Raw genomic sequence first — 16,294 nt, 5'->3', positions numbered from 1 at the left:
GCAAGAACGCCTCTCGGCGGAAGGCCGCTCGAAGCGGCAGAAGTTGGAGCCCGGGGTTATGCGGCCCGGCCGATCAAGTGTAACAAGGCTCGCGCGACAGTATTCCCTCCCGTCCTAAGCTGTGGACATGGCCCAGCGCTTCGCCCTGATGATCGTGCCCGCCGATGTCTCCGATCCTCGCGAGGACTACTCCGGAACCTTCACCGAGGTGGACGTGCAGGCCCCCGCACTGAGCGTGGGCGAATTCAGCTCGCAGCGCGGTGACGGGGTCTTCGAGTCGATCGGCGTGGCCGACGGGCACCCCAACGAGGTCGAGGCGCACGTGCAGCGTCTGGCGCACTCCGCGCAGTTGTGTGACCTCCCCGAGCCGAACCTCGTGCAGTGGCGGCAGGCCGTCGCTGCGGCCGCCGCGCGCATCCCCGAGGGGGAGGGCGTGGTCAAGCTCATCCTCAGCCGCGGCGTGGAGCACGGACCGGCGCCCACGGCCTGGGCGATGGCATCGCCCGCCCCCGACCACAGCGCCGTGCGGCGCAGCGGCGTACGCGTGGTCACCCTCGACCGCGGCTACGACCTGGGAGCCTCCGAGCGGGCGCCCTGGCTGCTGCTGGGTGCGAAGACCCTGTCCTACGCCGTCAACATGGCGGCTCTGCGCGAGGCGCACCGCCGCGGGGCCGACGACGCCGTGTTCGTCACGCGCGACGGCTTCGTGCTGGAGGCACCGACGGCATCGCTCATCATCCGGCGGGGTGACGAGTTCCTCACACCCGCGCCCTCCGGCGGAATCCTGCACGGCACCACCCAGCTGAGCGTCTTCGAGCACCTGGAATCGCGCGGTCTGCGCACCGGATACGCCACGCTCACGTCATCCGATCTGGCGACGGCGGATGCCGCCTGGTTGGTCTCCAGCGTGCGCCTGGCCGTGGCGATCACCGCCGTGGACGGCGCACCGCTGGCATCCGATCCTGCTCTGACCGACGAACTGAACGCCTTCCTGCTCTCGCCGCGCTGACGTCGAGGATGGGCAGTCCTGCCCATGTCCGCGGCACGGGTCGCTCCTGCGCGCCGCTTAGGATTCTCCTATGAGCACTCTCTGGAAACGCGCACTCGCGACCACGACCATCGCTCTTGTCGCAGGCTTCGGCATGACCGCCTGCAGCACGGGGGACAACGGCAGCACCACGACGAAGAGCACTCAGAGTCAGACTGAGCAGGCGCCCAAGGCGTCGGGTGTCATGACCGCGGATGACTTCACCCAGCGCATGAACGACGCCCAGTACAAGGCGGGTTCGGCGCACTTCACGCAGTCCACCGAGGTCTCCGGGCAGAAGCTCGAGACCAGCGGCGACATGGTCCTGAACAAGGACGCCGCCAAGATGCGGATGTCGATGAGCATGCCCAGAGGCATGGAGATCCGCATCGTCGACGGCGAGGTCTACATGAACCTCGGCCAGCTGACCGAGAACAAGTTCTTCAAGGCGCCCAAGGACGGCAGCAACCCGATCTTCGCACAGCTGGACCAGTCGCTCTCCCAGGCCGACCTCGGCAAGCAGCTCGAGGTGTTCAAGGCCGCGCTGAAGGACTTCAAGGCCGACGAGGGCGCCGACACCATCGACGGCGTCAAGACCACGAAGTACACGCTGACCCTCGACACGAAGAAGATGCTGGCATCCTCCGCCACCGAGGTCCCCGCCGAGGCGCTCAAGCAGCTCGGCGACACCGTGACCTACGAGCTGTACGCGGGGCCGGACGACCTCCCGCGCCGCATGGTCATGAACATGGCCGGCACGGCGATGACCATGGACTTCAGCCAGTGGGGCTCGGCGGCCGAGGTGACCGCCCCCTCCGCCGACCAGATCACGGACAAGGCCCCCGCCGGCCTCTGACCCGTTCTGGCACCTGGGCCCCCGGACGACTCGGTCGTCACGGGGGCCTCGTGCTGCCCGGGCGTGACGGATCACAGACGAGCACTGGCTCGGTGCGGCGTGTCGTGCCGGGACACGCCGGTCGTGCCGGTGGGCATCAGTGATACGTGACGCGTGCGGATGCCCGGGGCCGGGGGTGTCGGGGCGCAAGAGGGGGCGCGCTCACGCCCGGTGCGCGCCGGCGGCGACCCTCGCGAGGATCGCCGCCTCGACGACCTCCCAGTGATGGATGATCATCGCGTAGTCGAAGCGCAGCGTCTCGTACCCGAGGGCTGCGGCGCGGGCATCCCGCTGCAGATCCTTGTGGCGCGGCGACGGCCCGTCCGGACCCGCCACGCGGTCGTCATGGTTCTGCATGCCGTCCGCCTCGACGATCAGCCAGTCGCCGATGACGAAGTCCACCTCGCCGACGCCGTCGATGAGCACCTGCGTGCGCACCTCTATGCCGAGTCGGTGCAGGCGCAGCCTGATCAAGGACTCCAGTCCGCTGTCCGCGTCGGAACGGGCGAAGCCCAGCAGCCAGCGCAGCTCGCCCGGCAGCCGCTGTTCCAGCCAGCGCAGATCAGCGAGCGTCACCATCGACTGCCGCAGCCCCGACTCCAGCGCGGCGAAGAACGTCTCCTCTCCGGCGCACACAGCGATCTGCAGCAGGATATTGCGCAGTGGTGGCAGCGCGCCGATCTCGGCAGTCCCCTCATCCCAGTGCGGCACCGCAGGGCAGTCCGGATCTCCGCAGGTGCGCGGGTTGCCGGCGTGCCCGTGCCAGATGTGCGGGCCGTCCACGTCGTCCAGCATCCACAGTCCCCGCATCCGTCCCGCCTCGGTGCATGCGACGGCACCGCCGTGGCGGGCCGCATGAAGGGTGACGGCGTCGGCATCCGACGTCGCGTACACGCCGCGGCGCACCTGCACGACCTCCCCGGCTGCGAGTGCGCGGGCGATCTCCCGTGCCGTCACGCCTCGCGCGCGCAGTGCTGACGTGCGGGCGATGCGCCCCGCAGCGATGAGCGCGGATGCGGCCGTGCGGAATGTCATGCCTCGAGCATGCGGGCCCTGGGTGACGTCGACAGGCCAGAATCCTGGCATCCGTGGACAACTTCGTCAGACCTGCCAATGTGGACAGAAGTGCGGCGTGACGGATCACTGACGAGCACCGGCACCGTGCGGCGTGTCGCGGGTCGACACGCCGTGGTGCGCAGGCGGCATCAGTGATTCGTCACGGGCACCGGATGCCGGGTCGGATCACTGGCACCGGATGCCGGGAACGGATCCCGGGACGGATGCCGGGAACGGGGTGCCGGGGACGCGCACCGGATGCTGTACTCACCCGAAGCGGCCGGAGACGTAGTCCTCGGTGGCCTGCACGGACGGGCTGGTGAAGATGGTCGCGGTGTCGTCGAACTCGATGAGCTTGCCGGGCTTGCCGGTTCCGGCGATGTTGAAGAACGCCGTCTTGTCCGAGACGCGCGATGCCTGCTGCATGTTGTGCGTGACGATGACGACCGTGTAGTCGTTCTTCAGTTCCTGGATCAGCTCCTCGATCGCGAACGTCGAGATCGGATCCAGTGCCGAGCACGGCTCGTCCATCAGGATCACATCGGGGGAGACGGCGATCGCGCGGGCGATGCACAGGCGCTGCTGCTGGCCGCCGGACAGGCCGGAGCCGGGCTTGTCGAGGCGGTCCTTGACCTCGTTCCACAGGTTCGCGCCGATCAGCGAGCGCTCCACCAGGGCGTCCTCGTCCGACCGCGACATGCGCTTGTTGTTGAGCTTCACGCCCGCCAGCACGTTCTCCTTGATGGACATGGTCGGGAACGGGTTGGGGCGCTGGAACACCATGCCCACCTGCCGGCGCACCAGCACCGGGTCCACCCCGGTGGCGTACAGGTCGTTGCCGTCCAGCAGCACCTCGCCCTCCACGCGCGCGCCGGGGATGACCTCGTGCATGCGGTTCAGCGTGCGCAGGAAGGTGGATTTGCCGCATCCCGACGGGCCGATGAAGGCCGTCACGCTGCGGGGCTGGATGTCGAGGGAGACGCCCTCGACGGCGAGGAAGTCGCCGTAGTAGACGTTGAGGTCGTTGACTTCGATGCTCTTGGACACGATGTTCCTTCGGGTGATGCTCAGCGGCTCTTGGCCGGGGAGAAGCGGGCTGCGACGAATCGCGCGAGGAGATTGAGGACCATGACGATCAGGATGAGGACGAGCGCGGCGGCCCAGGCGCGGTTGACGTACGCCTCGGCGGGGATGCCCTGGTTCATGTACTGCGTGTACACGAAGACCGGCAGGGACATCATCCGCCCGTCGGTCAGGCTGTAGTTCATGGATGCCGTGAATCCGGCGGTGACCAGCAGCGGTGCGGTCTCGCCGATCACGCGTGCGATGGCCAGCGTCACGCCGGTCACGATACCCGCCATGGAGGTCGGGAGCACCACCTTCAGGATGGTCAGCCACTTCGGCACGCCCAGCGCGTACGAGGCCTCGCGCAGCTCGTTGGGCACCAGCCGCAGCATCTCCTCGCTGGAGCGCACGACCACGGGGATCATCAGCACGGCCAGCGACAGGGCGCCCATCAGTCCCATTCGCACGCCCGGGCCGACCAGCAGCGCGAACAGGGCGTAGATGAACAGTCCGGCGACGATGGACGGGATGCCGGTCATCACGTCCACCAGGAAAGTGATGCCCTGGGCCAGCTTCCCCCGGCCGTACTCGACGAGGTAGATCGAGGTCAGCAGGCCGATCGGGATGCTGATCACGGCGGCGGCCAGCGTGATCAGCACGGTGCCCATGATGGCGTGCAGTGCACCGCCGCCCTCGCCGACCACGTTGCGCATGGAGCTGGAGAAGAACTCGGCGTTCAGGCCGGCGATGCCGTTCTGCAGGGCCGTCCAGGCCACTGAGATCAGCGGGACCATGGCGATGCCGAAGGCGATCGTCACCAGGGCCGTCACGACGCGGTCGGTGGCCTTGCGGCGTCCCTCGACGACGGTCGAGATCACGCCGATCAGCACGAGGAAGAGCAGGACGCCGGTGATGACGGCACCCGTGACGTCGAACCCGCCTCCGCCGGCTGCGATCACGCCGAACACGGCGGACGACGCGGCGACAGAGGCGCCCAGCAGCGCCCACGGGAACCAGCGGGGCAGGTGGCCGCTGGTGATGTTGACGGCGGCAGGTGCCTGTCGCGTCGGAGCGGGAGCGTTCTCGATGATGGTCATGTCAGTTGGCTCCCGAGAATTCCTTGCGCCGGCTGACGATCCAGCGGGCGAGCGCGTTCACGGCGAATGTGACGACGAAGAGGATGAGGCCGGTGGCGATGAGCACGTTGATGTTCAGCCCGTACGCCTCGGGGAAGGTCTGCGCGATGTTCGCGGGGATCGTGTTCGGGTTCTGCGCGGTCAGCAGGCGCCAGGTCACGCCGCCGGAGGCGGAGAGCACCATGGCCACTGCCATGGTCTCGCCGAGCGCGCGTCCCAAGCCCAGCATTGCGGCGGAGACGATGCCGCCGCGGGCGAAGGGCAGGACGGCCATGCGGATCATCTCCCAGCGCGTGGCGCCGAGGGCGAGGGCGGCCTCCTCGTGCAGCGGCGGGGTCTGCAGGAAGATCTCGCGGCAGATGGCGGTGATGATCGGCAGCACCATCACGGCCAGCACGATCGCGGCGGTGAGGATGTTGCGGCCGGACGGGTTCCCGTCGAACAGCGGGATCCAGTTCAGGTGCTGGGTCATCCAGGTGTAGACCGGCAGGGCGGCCGGCGCCAGCACGGCGATGCCCCAGATGCCGAACACCACCGAGGGGACGGCGGCCAGCAGGTCGACGATGTAGCCGAGGCCCTGGGCGAGCCTGCGCGGTGAGTAGTGCGAGATGAACAGCGCCACGGCGATGGACAGCGGGATCGCGATCAGCAGCGCGATCGCGGCGGCCCACACGGTGCCGAAGGCCAGCGGCCCGACGTACGCCCAGAAGCCGGTCTCGAGGATCGACGCGTCCTGACCGGTCGCCGTGATGCCGGGGATGGACTGGACGATGAGGAAGACGGCGACGGCAGCGAGCGTCACCAGGATCATCGTGCCCGCGGAGAGCGCGGCCCCGGAGAACCAGCGATCGCCCGGACGCTGCTTCGCAGCTGCCGGCGCGGCGGCGGTGGTGGTCATCTGGCGGTGTCCTCGCTCTTCTGGATGGTGATGCCGTGCGGGTGGTGTGCGACGAGCGGACGGCGGGTCGACGGCGCAATCGCACCGTCGACCCGCCGGGAGGTCACTTCGTGACGATCAGGTCGATCGCGGCCTGAGCCTTGGTGCGGATGCTGTCCGAGATCGGCGCGCTGCCCGCGGCCTCGGCGGCGGCCTTCTGGCCCTCGGGGCTGATGGCCTCGTTGAAGAAGCCCTTCACGAGCGCCGCCTGCGCCGGGTCGGCGTAGGTCTCGCAGCCGATCAGGTAGCTGACCAGGACGACCGGGTACACGCCGTCCTTCGTGCTGGTGCGGTCGAGCGCGACGGCCAGGTCGCCCTTGCCGTCTCGCGTCTCCAGCGGCGAGTGCTCCACGATGGCCGCGGCGGCCTCGGGGGAGTACGGCACGAACTTGTCGCCGACCTTCACCGAGACGGTGCCGAGCTTCCCCGCGCGCGATGCGTCGGCGTAGCCGATGGTGCCCTTGCCGCCCTCGACGGCCTGGACGACGCCGGAGGTGCCCTGTGCGGCCTCACCGGACTGGACAGGCCACTCCTCCACGGAGCCGTGCGTCCACACCGAGCCTGCCGCAGCGGACAGGTAGTCGGTGAAGTTGCCGGTGGTGCCGGACTTGTCGGCGCGGTGCACCGGGTTGATCGCCAGGTCGGGGAGCTTCACGCCCTCATTGGTCGCGGCGATCTTCGCGTCGTTCCAGTTCGTGATGGTGCCGGCGAAGATGCCCGCCAGGGTGTCGGCGTCCAGGTTCAGCTTGTCGACGCCGTCGAGGTTGAAGATGATCGCGATCGGCGAGATGTAGGCGGGGATCTCGATGATGGGGGAGTCGGCGGCGCAGGTCTTGAAGGTCATCGAGCTGAGCTCGTCGGTCTTGAACGCGCGGTCGGAGCCGGCGAAGGCGAAGCCGCCGGCGGCGAAGGACTCGCGGCCGGCGCCGGAGCCCTGCGGGTCGTAGTCGACGGTCACGCCGGAGTTGGCGCCCTGGAAGGCCTTGGTCCAGGCGGCGATCGCGACCTCCTGAGAGGTGGCGCCTCCGCCGATGAGGTTGCCGCTCAGCTCGGGGCCGGCGGACGGCTGGTCGGAGCCCGCGGGGGAGCTGGTCTCGTTCGCGGCGCAGCCCGCGAGAGCGATGGCGGAGATGACGCCGATGGCGCCGATACGAGCGATGCGGGAGATCTTCACTGTGGATCCGTTCGATCGAGGGTCTGTGTCTTGCCCGGTGCAGGGCACACAGTGACGCTAAGAGTCGCGGTTAACGGGACTCTCGCTCTCAGGTGAACGGAAGGTGAACAGGTCGCGACCGTCGACGCCTCAGACCTTGGGCGTGTGCGTCTCGATCGAGATGATCCCGGATCCGGGATTGGTGGCCGACAGGTGCACCACCGAGAAGCCGGCGACCTCCAGGCTGCTGGCGCTGTCGACATAGGAGCCGTGCATGGTGCCGGTGGCCAGCGCCAGCTCGGAGAGGATGCCGGGCAGCACGGGGCCGTGGCTGCACAGCACGGCGGGCTTGCGTGCGCGCACGCGGTGGCCCACGACCGCGCGGATGTCGCCGGTGCCGTCCTCCCAGGCGTCCTGGCTGATCTTCGCGGTGACCTTGGCCGGATGCCTGAGCTTGCGCTCCAGCGGAGCCACGGTCTGCAGACAGCGCACGGCGTCGCTGGAGACGATGCGCTTCACCCCGAACGCGCGCAGCGGCGCGACGATGGCGGATGCCTGGCGGTGGCCGCGATCGGTGAGCGGGCGGGTGGCATCCGAGCCCTCCCAGTCCGAGCGGCCGACGGCCTTGCCGTGCCGCAGCGCGATCAGCGGGAAGGTGCGCAGCACGCCGTCCTCGACCAGGCGGGCGAAGTTGTCGAGGATCTCCACGTCGACGGGGTAACTCAGGTGAGAGCGGGCCTTCTTCAGGCTCACCCATTCGACGCCGGAGATCTCGCCGTTGGGCACGAAGCTGGATGCCCGGATGGCGGCATCCGTCGCCTCCGCCGCCCAGTAGTGCACGACCTTCTGCCGCTTGGGACGCATCCAGTACCTGCTCACGCCCACCGGCACGCCCAGGTGCACCTTGATGCCGGTCTCCTCGTGCACCTCGCGCACGGCGGTCTGCGCGAGCATCTCGCCGGGGTCGACCTTGCCCTTGGGCAGGGTGACGTCGCGGTACTTGGTGCGGTGGATCAGCAGGATGCGCAGCTTGTCCTCGACGATGCGCCACACCACGGCGCCGGCTGCGAAGACCGCAGTGTCGCTCATCGGACCGTGCGCTTGCGTCGGCGGCTCTGCACGGCTGTCATCGTGCGGTCCTGCAGGTCGATGAGCGGCTCGCCGTCGGCATCCGCATTCCGCTCCCAGACGCCGTTCCCGGTGAGGTGCCACGAGTTCGTGCCCGGATCCATGGCCAGGTCGAACAGCGCATGCAGCTCCTCGATGTGGTCCGGCGACGAGAGCCGCACCAGCGCCTCGACGCGACGGTCCAGGTTGCGATGCATCATGTCGGCGCTGCCGATGTACACGATCGGGTCGCCGTCGTTGTCGAAGGCGAAGATGCGGGAGTGCTCCAGGTAGCGGCCCAGGATGCTGCGCACCGTGATGTTGTCGCTGACGCCGGGCAGGTCGCCGCGCAGGCTGCAGATGCCGCGCACCCACACCTCCACCTTCACGCCCGCCATGCTCGCGCGGTACAGCGCATCGATGATCTGCTCGTCGACCATCGAGTTGACCTTGATGCGCACCCGGGCGGGCCTGCCCTCCACGGCGTTGCGGCGCTCCTGCTCGATGAGCCGCAGCAGCCCCTTGCGCAGGTACCTGGGCGCCACCAGCAGGCGCTTGAACTTCTTCTCGATGGCGTAGCCGCTGAGCTCGTTGAACAGGCGGGTGAGATCCCTGCCCACCTGCGGGTCGGCGGTGAACAGACCGAAGTCCTCGTAGATGCGGCTGGTCTTCGGGTTGTAGTTGCCGGTGCCCACGTGCGAGTAGCTGCGCAGCACGCCGTCCTCCTCGCGGATGACCAGCGCCAGCTTGCAGTGCGTCTTCAGCCCGACCAGGCCGTACACCACGTGCACGCCGGCCTTCTCGAGCTTGCGCGCCCACACGATGTTGTTCGCCTCGTCGAACCGCGCCTTCACCTCCACGAGCGCCAGCACCTGCTTGCCCGCCTCGGCGGCGTCGATGAGGGCCTGCACGATGGGGCTGTCGCCCGAGGTGCGGTAGAGCGTGAGCTTGATGGCCAGCACGTGCGGGTCGCGGGCGGCCTGATCCAGGAACGCCTGCACGCTGGTCGCGAACGACTCATAGGGGTGGTGCACCAGCACGTCCGCGCGGCCGATCGACTTGAACACGTCGGCGCGCTCGTTGCTGTCGCCGGGCTGGAACGCCACCGCGGTGGTGGGCAGGTGCGGCGGGTAGCGCAGGTCGGGCCGGTCGACGCGGGCCAGGTCGAACAGCCCGCGCAGGTCCAGGGGGCCGGGGAGCCGGTAGACCTCCTGGTCGGTGATGTCGAGCTCCTTGATCAGCAGCTCGAGCGTCACGTCGTCCATGTCGTCGGTGATCTCCAGCCGGATCGGCGGGCCGAACCGGCGGCGCAGCAGTTCGGCCTCCAGCGCCTGGATGAGATTCTCGGACTCGTCCTCCTCGATCTCCACGTCCTCGTTGCGGGTGAGGCGGAAGGCGTGATGATCGAGCACCTCCATGCCGGGGAACAGGTCGTCGAGGTGGTTGGCGATGAGCTCCTCGAGCCGGATGAAGCGCAGGATCTCGCCCCGACCCGGCACCTCCACGAAGCGCGGCAGCATGGGCGGCACCTTCAGGCGCGCGAAGTCCTGCCGTCCGGTGCGGGCGTTGCGGATGCGGATGGCGAGGTTCAGCGACAGGCCCGAGATGTACGGGAACGGATGGGCAGGATCGACGGCCAGCGGCATGAGCACGGGGAACACCTGCGCCTGGAAGTACTCGCCGAGGGCATCGCGTTCGGGGTCGGTCAGATCCTCCCACTCGGTGATCTCGATCCCGGCATCCGACAGTGCGGGCTTGACCTGGTTCGTCCAGGCATCCGCATGGCGCAGCTGCAGCGCGTGCGCCTCGGCGGAGATGTCGGAGAGCACGTCGGTCGGCGCCCGCCCGACGTTGGTGGGCACGGCGAGGCCGGTGAGGATGCGGCGCTTGAGGCCCGCTACGCGCACCATGAAGAACTCGTCGAGGTTGCTGGCGAAGATGGCCAGGAAGTTGGCCCGCTCCAGCTCCGGCAGCGATGGATCCTCAGCCAGCTCCAGCACGCGCTGGTTGAACGCCAGCCAGCTCAGCTCGCGGTCGTGGTAGCGGTGGTCGGGCAGATCGGCATCCGGCACCTCGTGCGCGTCGAAGTCATCGTCCTCGGCATCGCCGAGCCCGGCGTCGGCAAGATCGGTGTCCATCATGGGGTACATCTTTGCACCCGCAGGTTGCCGACGGGTGCACTCAGTCGTCCTGCCGGTGGTCCTCGTCGTGAAGATTGAACCGGTAGCCCACGTTGCGCACGGTGCCGATGATCTGCTCCGCGTCTCCGAGCTTGGCGCGCAGTCGTCGCACGTGCACGTCGACCGTGCGGGTGCCCCCGAAGTAGTCGTACCCCCAGACATCGCTCAGCAGCTGCTCGCGGGTGAACACCCGGGACGGGTGCGTCGCCAGGAAGTGCAGCAGCTGGAACTCCTTGTACGTCAGATCCAGCGGGCGTCCGTGCAGCTTGGCCGAGTAGGACTGCTCGTCGATGGTGATCCCGGATGCCTGCACGCGGGCGGGCTCGGCATCCGCTGCCCGTGCCAGCGCCAGCCGCAGGCGCGCGTCGATCTCGGCGGGTCCGGCGCCGGCGAGGATCACGTCGTCGAAGCCCCAGTCGGCGGACACCGCGCTGAGGCCGCCCTCGGTGACCACCAGCAGCACCGGCGCCTCGACGGCCGCGGTGCGCAGCAGCCGGCAGGCAGCGCGGGCGGCGATCAGGTCGGCTCTCGCGTCGACGAGGATGACGTCGGCATCGGGCAGCGCCATCAGGTGGCCGGGGTCGGACGGATGCCGGCGGATGCCGTGGGCGAGCAGTCCGAGCGCGGGCAGCATCGCCTCCGCGTCTGGTGCGGAGCTGAGCGCGAGCAGCTGGGCCACGGGTCGAGCTTACTTCGCGGCTCCCAGGCGTCTCACTTCGAGTCACCGGACGGGATCAGTACGATGGGGGCATGTCGGAACCGGCCCTCGCACCGCGCAACGCGTTCCACGGCGTGATCGCCGTGTGGATCGTGTCGCTGGTCGTGGCCGTCGCGCTGGGGATCGTGCTGCCCGAGGGCGAGCGGATGACCTGGCTCCTGATCGCGTTCGGGTTCGTGCTGCTGCTGGCGTTCGCCGTGCAGCTGGCCTACGGCCGGGCGCAGGGCTTCATCGTCCGAGTGGCGGGGAGCGTCGTCGGCGCGCTGATCGTGATGGGACTCGTCTCGGGCGTGTTCGGCCTGTCGGCCCTGGCCGCGGCGGTCTGAGCCCCCGTCGCCGACGAAGGCCGCCGGTCTGTGCGGCGCGAGCATCCTGTGCCGTGACCGACTAGAGTGGGGTGCATGGATCCCGTCGCGCTCGAATTCTTCTTCCTCGGTCTGCTGGGACTGGCGAGCCTTGCGATCGCCTTCGTCGCCGGCGTCGTGCTCGTCAACCTGTTCCGCGGCCAGCGCTGATCAGACCGCTGTCGTGATCGACCTCCCGACCGATCTTCCCGCCGACCTCGCGCCCCTGTCGTGGCTGATCGGGGTCTGGGAGGGCACCGGTGTCATCGAGTACGCCGCGGGCGAGCAGCGCTTCCAGGGCGAGTTCTCGCACCGCGTGAGCTTCAGCCATGACGGCGGCCCGTTTCTGAACTACGCCGCCACGGCATCCTTCCTCGGCGAGGAGGGCGCGGACGAGCCGGTGCAGCTGCTGGCGGAGACCGGCTTCTGGCGGCTCGCGCGCCCGCACACGGATGCCGACCCCGGCCCCGCGCTGCTGCCTCCGGTGGCCGCGGGCCCGGCGCGCACGGTGGATGATGTCGAGGCGCTGCGCACCGACGACGGCTTCCCGATCGAGGTGTCGGTCGCCCACTCCGACGGCACGCTCGAGCTGTACCTGGGTCGCATCGCCGGCCCGCGCATCGACATCGCGACGGATGCCGTGGTGCGCCCTGCCGGTGCTGCGCACCGGCAGTACAGCGCCGCCAGCCGCATGTACGGCCTGGTGGACGGGCATCTGCTGTGGGCCTGGGACATCACCGCGCTCGGCGAGAAGCTGAAGTCGCATGCCTCCGCGCGTCTGGCGAGGGTCTGAGATGACCTCCTTCGGCTCTCTTCCCGGCGGCATCCGCGACGGCGACCTCTTCATGCACTTCGGCAACCCGCTCGTCGAGCAGCGCGCCCTGGTCTCGGGCACGGCGCTCGCGCCGCTCGGCGACCGCGTGCTCATCGAGGTCGCGGGCGAGGACCGGCTGACCTGGCTGAACTCATTCACCTCGCAGGCGCTCACGCGGCTGCGGGCGGGGGAGAGCACCGAACTGCTGATCCTCGATCCCCAGGGTCACGTCGAGCACGCCGCAGGGGTGCTCGAGGACGGTGCGTCCGTGTGGCTCATCGCGGATGCCGGGGATGCCGAGCAGCTGGTGAGCTGGCTGAAGCGCATGGTCTTCCGCTCACGCGTCGTCGTCACCGTGCACGAGGACGCGCGTCTGGTCGGGTTCTTCGCCGGCGGCGATGCGGAGGGCCGCGTCACGGCATCCGCTCCGCACGGCGTGCCGCTCATCTGGCGCGACCCGTGGCGCGAGATCCAGCCCGGCGGGCATCAGTACTCGCTCTCCGACGGGCATCCCGCCGCGGACTACGCCTGGAGCATCGCGGTGCTCGACGACGCCTCGCGAGTGACCGGGCCGTTCGCCGGTGCGCTCGCCGCCGAGGCGCTGCGCGTCGCCGCCTGGCGGCCGCGCTGGTCGCACGAGGTGGATGAGCGCAGCATCCCGCACGAATCCGACTGGATCCGCACCGCCGTGCACCTGAACAAGGGGTGCTACCGCGGGCAGGAGACCATCGCGAAGGTGCACAATCTCGGGCATCCGCCGCGCCGCCTGGCCGCGCTGTCGCTGGACGGCAGCGATGTCATCCTGCCCGTCGCAGGCGACCTGGTGTTCGCGGGCGATGCCGAGGTCGGTCATGTGACCTCGGTGGCCATGCACTACGAGGACGGCCCGATCGCGCTGGCGATCCTGTCGCGCCGTGCGCCCGTCGGCGACCTGATCGTGCGCACCGAGGGCGGGGACATCTCGGCCGCTCAGCAGGTGATCGTCCCGGCGGATGCCGGCGCCACCGCCGACGTCCCCCGCCTCACGCGCCTGTCCCGCCGCCCCGTGGCGGAGGACCCCCGCCACTCGCACTGAGCCCCTGGGCTCGGGCCTCCGCATCTGGGTCCCTGAGCCTGTCGAAGGGCCGGCCCGGTGACGGATCACTGACGCTCGCGCGGTCGTACGGCGTGTCGCCGGCTCGACACACCGAGCATCGCCCGGTTCATCAGTGACTCGACACACGGGACGTCAGGATGCCGGCGACACGGTCTCCCAGGGGACGGTGAGTTCGCCGAGGCGCCAACGGGACTTGGAGCCCTGCACGGGCACGCCCTGCGCCTTGAGCGCTGAGACCATGCCCAGCCAGCGCTGCACGGGTCCGAAGGTGGAGAGCGGTGCCGCGTGCTCCCACTCCCGATCCAGCGCGACGAGCAGGTCGTGGATGCGCTCGCCGGGGACGTTGCGGTGGATGAGGGCCTTGGGCAGGCGCTCCGCGACGATGCTCGGATGCTCGAGATCTGCCAGCCGCAGGGCGATGGTGAATCGCACGGGCACGCCACCGGGCCGCACGTCGACCCAGCTGGCCACGCGTCCGATCTCGTTGCAGGTGCCCTCGATCAGCAGGCCTCCCGGTGCGAGGCGCGAGGCCACGCGCTTCCACGCGTCGGCGACGTCGGACTCGTCGTACTGCCGCAGCACGTTCATGGCGCGGATGATCGCCGGCCGGCGGCCGCCTGGCAGCGGCACCTCGAAGCCTCCGCGGGCGAAAGACACCGGCAGGTCGGCCGCGAACGGCGTGCGTCCCGCCCGCACATCCTCCAGTTGCGTCCGCGCCGTAGCCACGCGCGCCGGATCCAGCTCGAGGCCGATCACCTCGGCATCCGCTCTCTTCTGCCGCAGCCGTTGCGCGAGCTCGAACGCGGTGACTCCGCTGGCGCCGAATCCCAGGTCGATCACGAGCGGATCGGATGCCGCCCGGAACGCCTCGGATGCCGCGATCCACCGGTCGTTCCGCCGCAGTCGGTTCGTCCCCGTCGTCCCCCGCGTGGGCTGCCCGACCGGTCCGTTCATCCTTCCATTCTTCCCCACCTCCCACTCCCGCCCCCCACTACCCACTCCCATCAGGACGCGCAGCCCGCCACCTGCGTCACCGCACCGGAAGGTCGCGCAGCCCGCCCCTCAAGTCACGAAACCTGCCTCCCGAAAACAGAAAAGCTAGGCTGAGACTCATGACTCGAACCCTGATTCTGCTCCGCCACGGCCAGAGCGAATGGAACCAGCTCAACCTCTTCACGGGCTGGGTCGACGTCCGTCTGACCGAGCAGGGCAAGGCCGAGGCGCGCCGCGGCGGCGAGCTGCTGGCCGAGTCCGGCATCCTGCCCGACGTGCTGCACACCTCGGTGCTCAGCCGTGCGATTCAGACCGCGAACATCGCACTGGACGCGGCCGATCGGCTGTGGATCCCGGTGACTCGCTCCTGGCGCCTGAACGAACGGCACTACGGCGCGCTCCAGGGCAAGGACAAGGCGCAGACGCTGGAGGAGTTCGGCCAGGAGCAGTTCATGCTGTGGCGCCGCTCGTTCGACGTGCCGCCGCCCCTGCTGGACGACGCCAGCGAATTCAGCCAGGTGAACGATCCGCGTTATGTCGGCATCGACGGCGAGATCCCGCGCACCGAGTCGCTCAAGCTCGTCATCGACCGTCTGCTGCCGTACTGGGAGTCCGCGATCGTCCCCGACCTCGAGGCGGGCAAGACGGTGCTGGTCACCGCGCACGGCAACTCGCTGCGCGGCCTGGTCAAGCACCTCGAGGGCATCAGCGACGAGGACATCGCGAGCCTGAACATCCCCACCGGCATCCCGCTGGTGTACGAGCTCGACGAGAACAACGTCCCCACCGGCCCCGGCCGCTACCTCGACCCCGAGGCCGCTGCAGCCGGCGCCGCCGCCGTCGCCGCGCAGGGCAAGAAGTAAGCCCGCCGACACCCCTCAGCAGCGTCGAGACCCCTCCTGATCCGCGCGGATCATGAGGGGTCTCGACAATCAGGAGGGGTCTCGGCGCTCAGGACTGCGGGGATGCGGAGGAGTCGGCTGCCTGCGGCTCGGCGGCCAGGGCGGCCTGCGCGATGTCGTCCTCGTCCACGGCCCAGTCGCCGGTGGCGAGGTAGACGACCTTCTTCGCGACGGCGACGGCGTGGTCGGCGAAGCGCTCGTGGTAGCGGCTGGCCAGTGTGGCGTCGACGGTCGCGGTGGCCTCGCCCTTCCAGTTGTCGCTGAGCACCTTCTCGAACACGCTGGCGTGCAGCTCGTCCACGTCGTCGTCGGCGTTGCGGATCGCGTCGGCGAAGCGCAGGTCCTGCGTGCGCAGCAGCTGCGCGAGGGTCCGCGAGATCTCGACGTCCAGCTCGCCCATGCGGCGGAACGTGCCCTTCAGGCCCTTGGGGATGGCGCGCTCGGGGAAGCGCAGGCGGGCCAGCTGGGCGATGTGCTCGGCCATGTCGCCCATGCGCTCCAGCGACGCGCTCACGCGCAGTGCCGTGATGACGATGCGCAGGTCGCGGGCGACGGGCTGCTGGCGGGCGAGGATCTCGATGGCCTGCTCGTCCAGCGCCACCGCGAGCTCGTCGATCAGGGCGTCGTTCGCGATGACCTCCTCGGCCAGCGCGACGTCGCTGGACGCGAACGCCATGGTGGCCTTCTCGATGGCATCCGAGACGAGGTCGGCGATCTGCGCCAGGCGGGACTGCAGCTCCTCGAGGGACTGGTGGAAGACTTCGCGCATGTCGGCGCAACCTTTCGTCAGGGGCGGGCATGGATGCCGCACGGGCACGCGCGGACGCGAGCCGGGCTCGATCATCGCCGTCGAAGGTTAACGAATGGTGTC

The 16,294-nt window shown here is 69.4% G+C and carries 16 protein-coding genes; 6 read left to right on the top strand and 10 right to left on the bottom strand.

Annotated elements, in window-relative coordinates:
* Positions 1-127 precede the first annotated feature (127 nt).
* A complete protein-coding gene (locus tag Q0568_RS09155) occupies positions 128-1,009 on the top strand; it encodes an aminodeoxychorismate lyase (protein WP_298865623.1) in 882 nt (293 codons plus the stop codon).
* A gap of 70 nt (positions 1,010-1,079) precedes the next feature.
* Positions 1,080-1,883: a hypothetical protein gene (locus tag Q0568_RS09150; protein ID WP_298865621.1), complete on the top strand. Its 804-nt coding sequence runs from the start codon at positions 1,080-1,082 to the stop codon at positions 1,881-1,883.
* Between the two features lie 201 nt (positions 1,884-2,084).
* Here Q0568_RS09150 and Q0568_RS09145 read toward each other — a convergent pair whose 3' ends face one another.
* The 8 genes from Q0568_RS09145 to Q0568_RS09110 all read right to left on the bottom strand — a co-directional run bounded on the left by Q0568_RS09145 (position 2,085) and on the right by Q0568_RS09110 (position 11,235).
* A complete protein-coding gene (locus tag Q0568_RS09145; protein WP_298865619.1) occupies positions 2,085-2,957 on the bottom strand; it encodes a type IV toxin-antitoxin system AbiEi family antitoxin domain-containing protein in 873 nt (290 codons plus the stop codon).
* Between the two features lie 288 nt (positions 2,958-3,245).
* Positions 3,246-4,025: a phosphate ABC transporter ATP-binding protein PstB gene (gene pstB, locus Q0568_RS09140; RefSeq protein ID WP_298865617.1), complete on the bottom strand. Its 780-nt coding sequence runs from the start codon at positions 4,023-4,025 to the stop codon at positions 3,246-3,248.
* 20 nt (positions 4,026-4,045) lie between these two features.
* Positions 4,046-5,140, bottom strand: a complete 1,095-nt coding sequence (gene pstA, locus Q0568_RS09135) for a phosphate ABC transporter permease PstA (RefSeq protein WP_298865615.1) — start codon at positions 5,138-5,140, stop codon at positions 4,046-4,048.
* A gap of 1 nt (position 5,141) precedes the next feature.
* Positions 5,142-6,077, bottom strand: a complete 936-nt coding sequence (gene pstC, locus Q0568_RS09130; protein ID WP_298865613.1) for a phosphate ABC transporter permease subunit PstC — start codon at positions 6,075-6,077, stop codon at positions 5,142-5,144.
* A gap of 103 nt (positions 6,078-6,180) precedes the next feature.
* Positions 6,181-7,290, bottom strand: coding sequence for a phosphate ABC transporter substrate-binding protein PstS (locus Q0568_RS09125; protein WP_298865611.1), 1,110 nt, complete (start codon positions 7,288-7,290; stop codon positions 6,181-6,183).
* A gap of 129 nt (positions 7,291-7,419) precedes the next feature.
* Positions 7,420-8,358: an NUDIX hydrolase gene (locus tag Q0568_RS09120; protein WP_298865609.1), complete on the bottom strand. Its 939-nt coding sequence runs from the start codon at positions 8,356-8,358 to the stop codon at positions 7,420-7,422.
* Complete coding sequence (locus Q0568_RS09115) at positions 8,355-10,517, bottom strand: RNA degradosome polyphosphate kinase (RefSeq protein ID WP_298865607.1); 2,163 nt, start codon at positions 10,515-10,517, stop codon at positions 8,355-8,357. Before Q0568_RS09115 ends, Q0568_RS09120 begins: the two co-directional genes overlap by 4 nt.
* 40 nt (positions 10,518-10,557) lie before the next feature.
* A complete protein-coding gene (locus Q0568_RS09110) occupies positions 10,558-11,235 on the bottom strand; it encodes a response regulator transcription factor (protein ID WP_298865605.1) in 678 nt (225 codons plus the stop codon).
* Positions 11,236-11,306: 71 nt separating this feature from the next.
* Here Q0568_RS09110 and Q0568_RS09105 point away from each other — a divergent pair, with 71 nt between their 5' ends.
* From Q0568_RS09105 to Q0568_RS09095, 3 genes are all read left to right on the top strand, one after another.
* Entirely contained in the window at positions 11,307-11,600 is a 294-nt protein-coding gene (locus Q0568_RS09105) for a hypothetical protein (RefSeq protein ID WP_298865603.1), read from the top strand.
* 202 nt (positions 11,601-11,802) lie between these two features.
* Positions 11,803-12,411, top strand: coding sequence for an FABP family protein (locus Q0568_RS09100; RefSeq protein WP_298865601.1), 609 nt, complete (start codon positions 11,803-11,805; stop codon positions 12,409-12,411).
* Position 12,412: 1 nt separating this feature from the next.
* Entirely contained in the window at positions 12,413-13,507 is a 1,095-nt protein-coding gene (locus Q0568_RS09095; protein WP_298865599.1) for a folate-binding protein, read from the top strand.
* 153 nt (positions 13,508-13,660) lie between these two features.
* On the opposite strand, the gene Q0568_RS09090 is transcribed toward Q0568_RS09095, so the two are convergent.
* On the bottom strand, positions 13,661-14,482 hold the full coding sequence (locus Q0568_RS09090) for a bifunctional 2-polyprenyl-6-hydroxyphenol methylase/3-demethylubiquinol 3-O-methyltransferase UbiG (RefSeq protein WP_298865597.1): 822 nt from the start codon (positions 14,480-14,482) through the stop codon (positions 13,661-13,663).
* A 158-nt stretch (positions 14,483-14,640) separates the two neighbouring features.
* Between Q0568_RS09090 and Q0568_RS09085 the strand changes: the two genes are divergently transcribed.
* Positions 14,641-15,384: a phosphoglyceromutase gene (locus tag Q0568_RS09085; protein WP_298865595.1), complete on the top strand. Its 744-nt coding sequence runs from the start codon at positions 14,641-14,643 to the stop codon at positions 15,382-15,384.
* A gap of 88 nt (positions 15,385-15,472) precedes the next feature.
* Here the strand turns inward: Q0568_RS09085 and phoU are convergent, their stop codons facing one another.
* Positions 15,473-16,192 carry a phosphate signaling complex protein PhoU gene (gene phoU / locus Q0568_RS09080; RefSeq protein WP_298865593.1) on the bottom strand — a complete coding sequence of 240 codons (720 nt, stop codon included), beginning with the start codon at positions 16,190-16,192 and terminating at the stop codon, positions 15,473-15,475.
* Between the last annotated feature and the right edge of the window lie 102 nt (positions 16,193-16,294).

Source organism: uncultured Microbacterium sp., assembly GCF_937927635.1.
Classification (GTDB): Bacteria; Actinomycetota; Actinomycetes; order Actinomycetales; family Microbacteriaceae; genus Microbacterium.
This window is presented reverse-complemented; position numbering and strand designations above follow the sequence as displayed.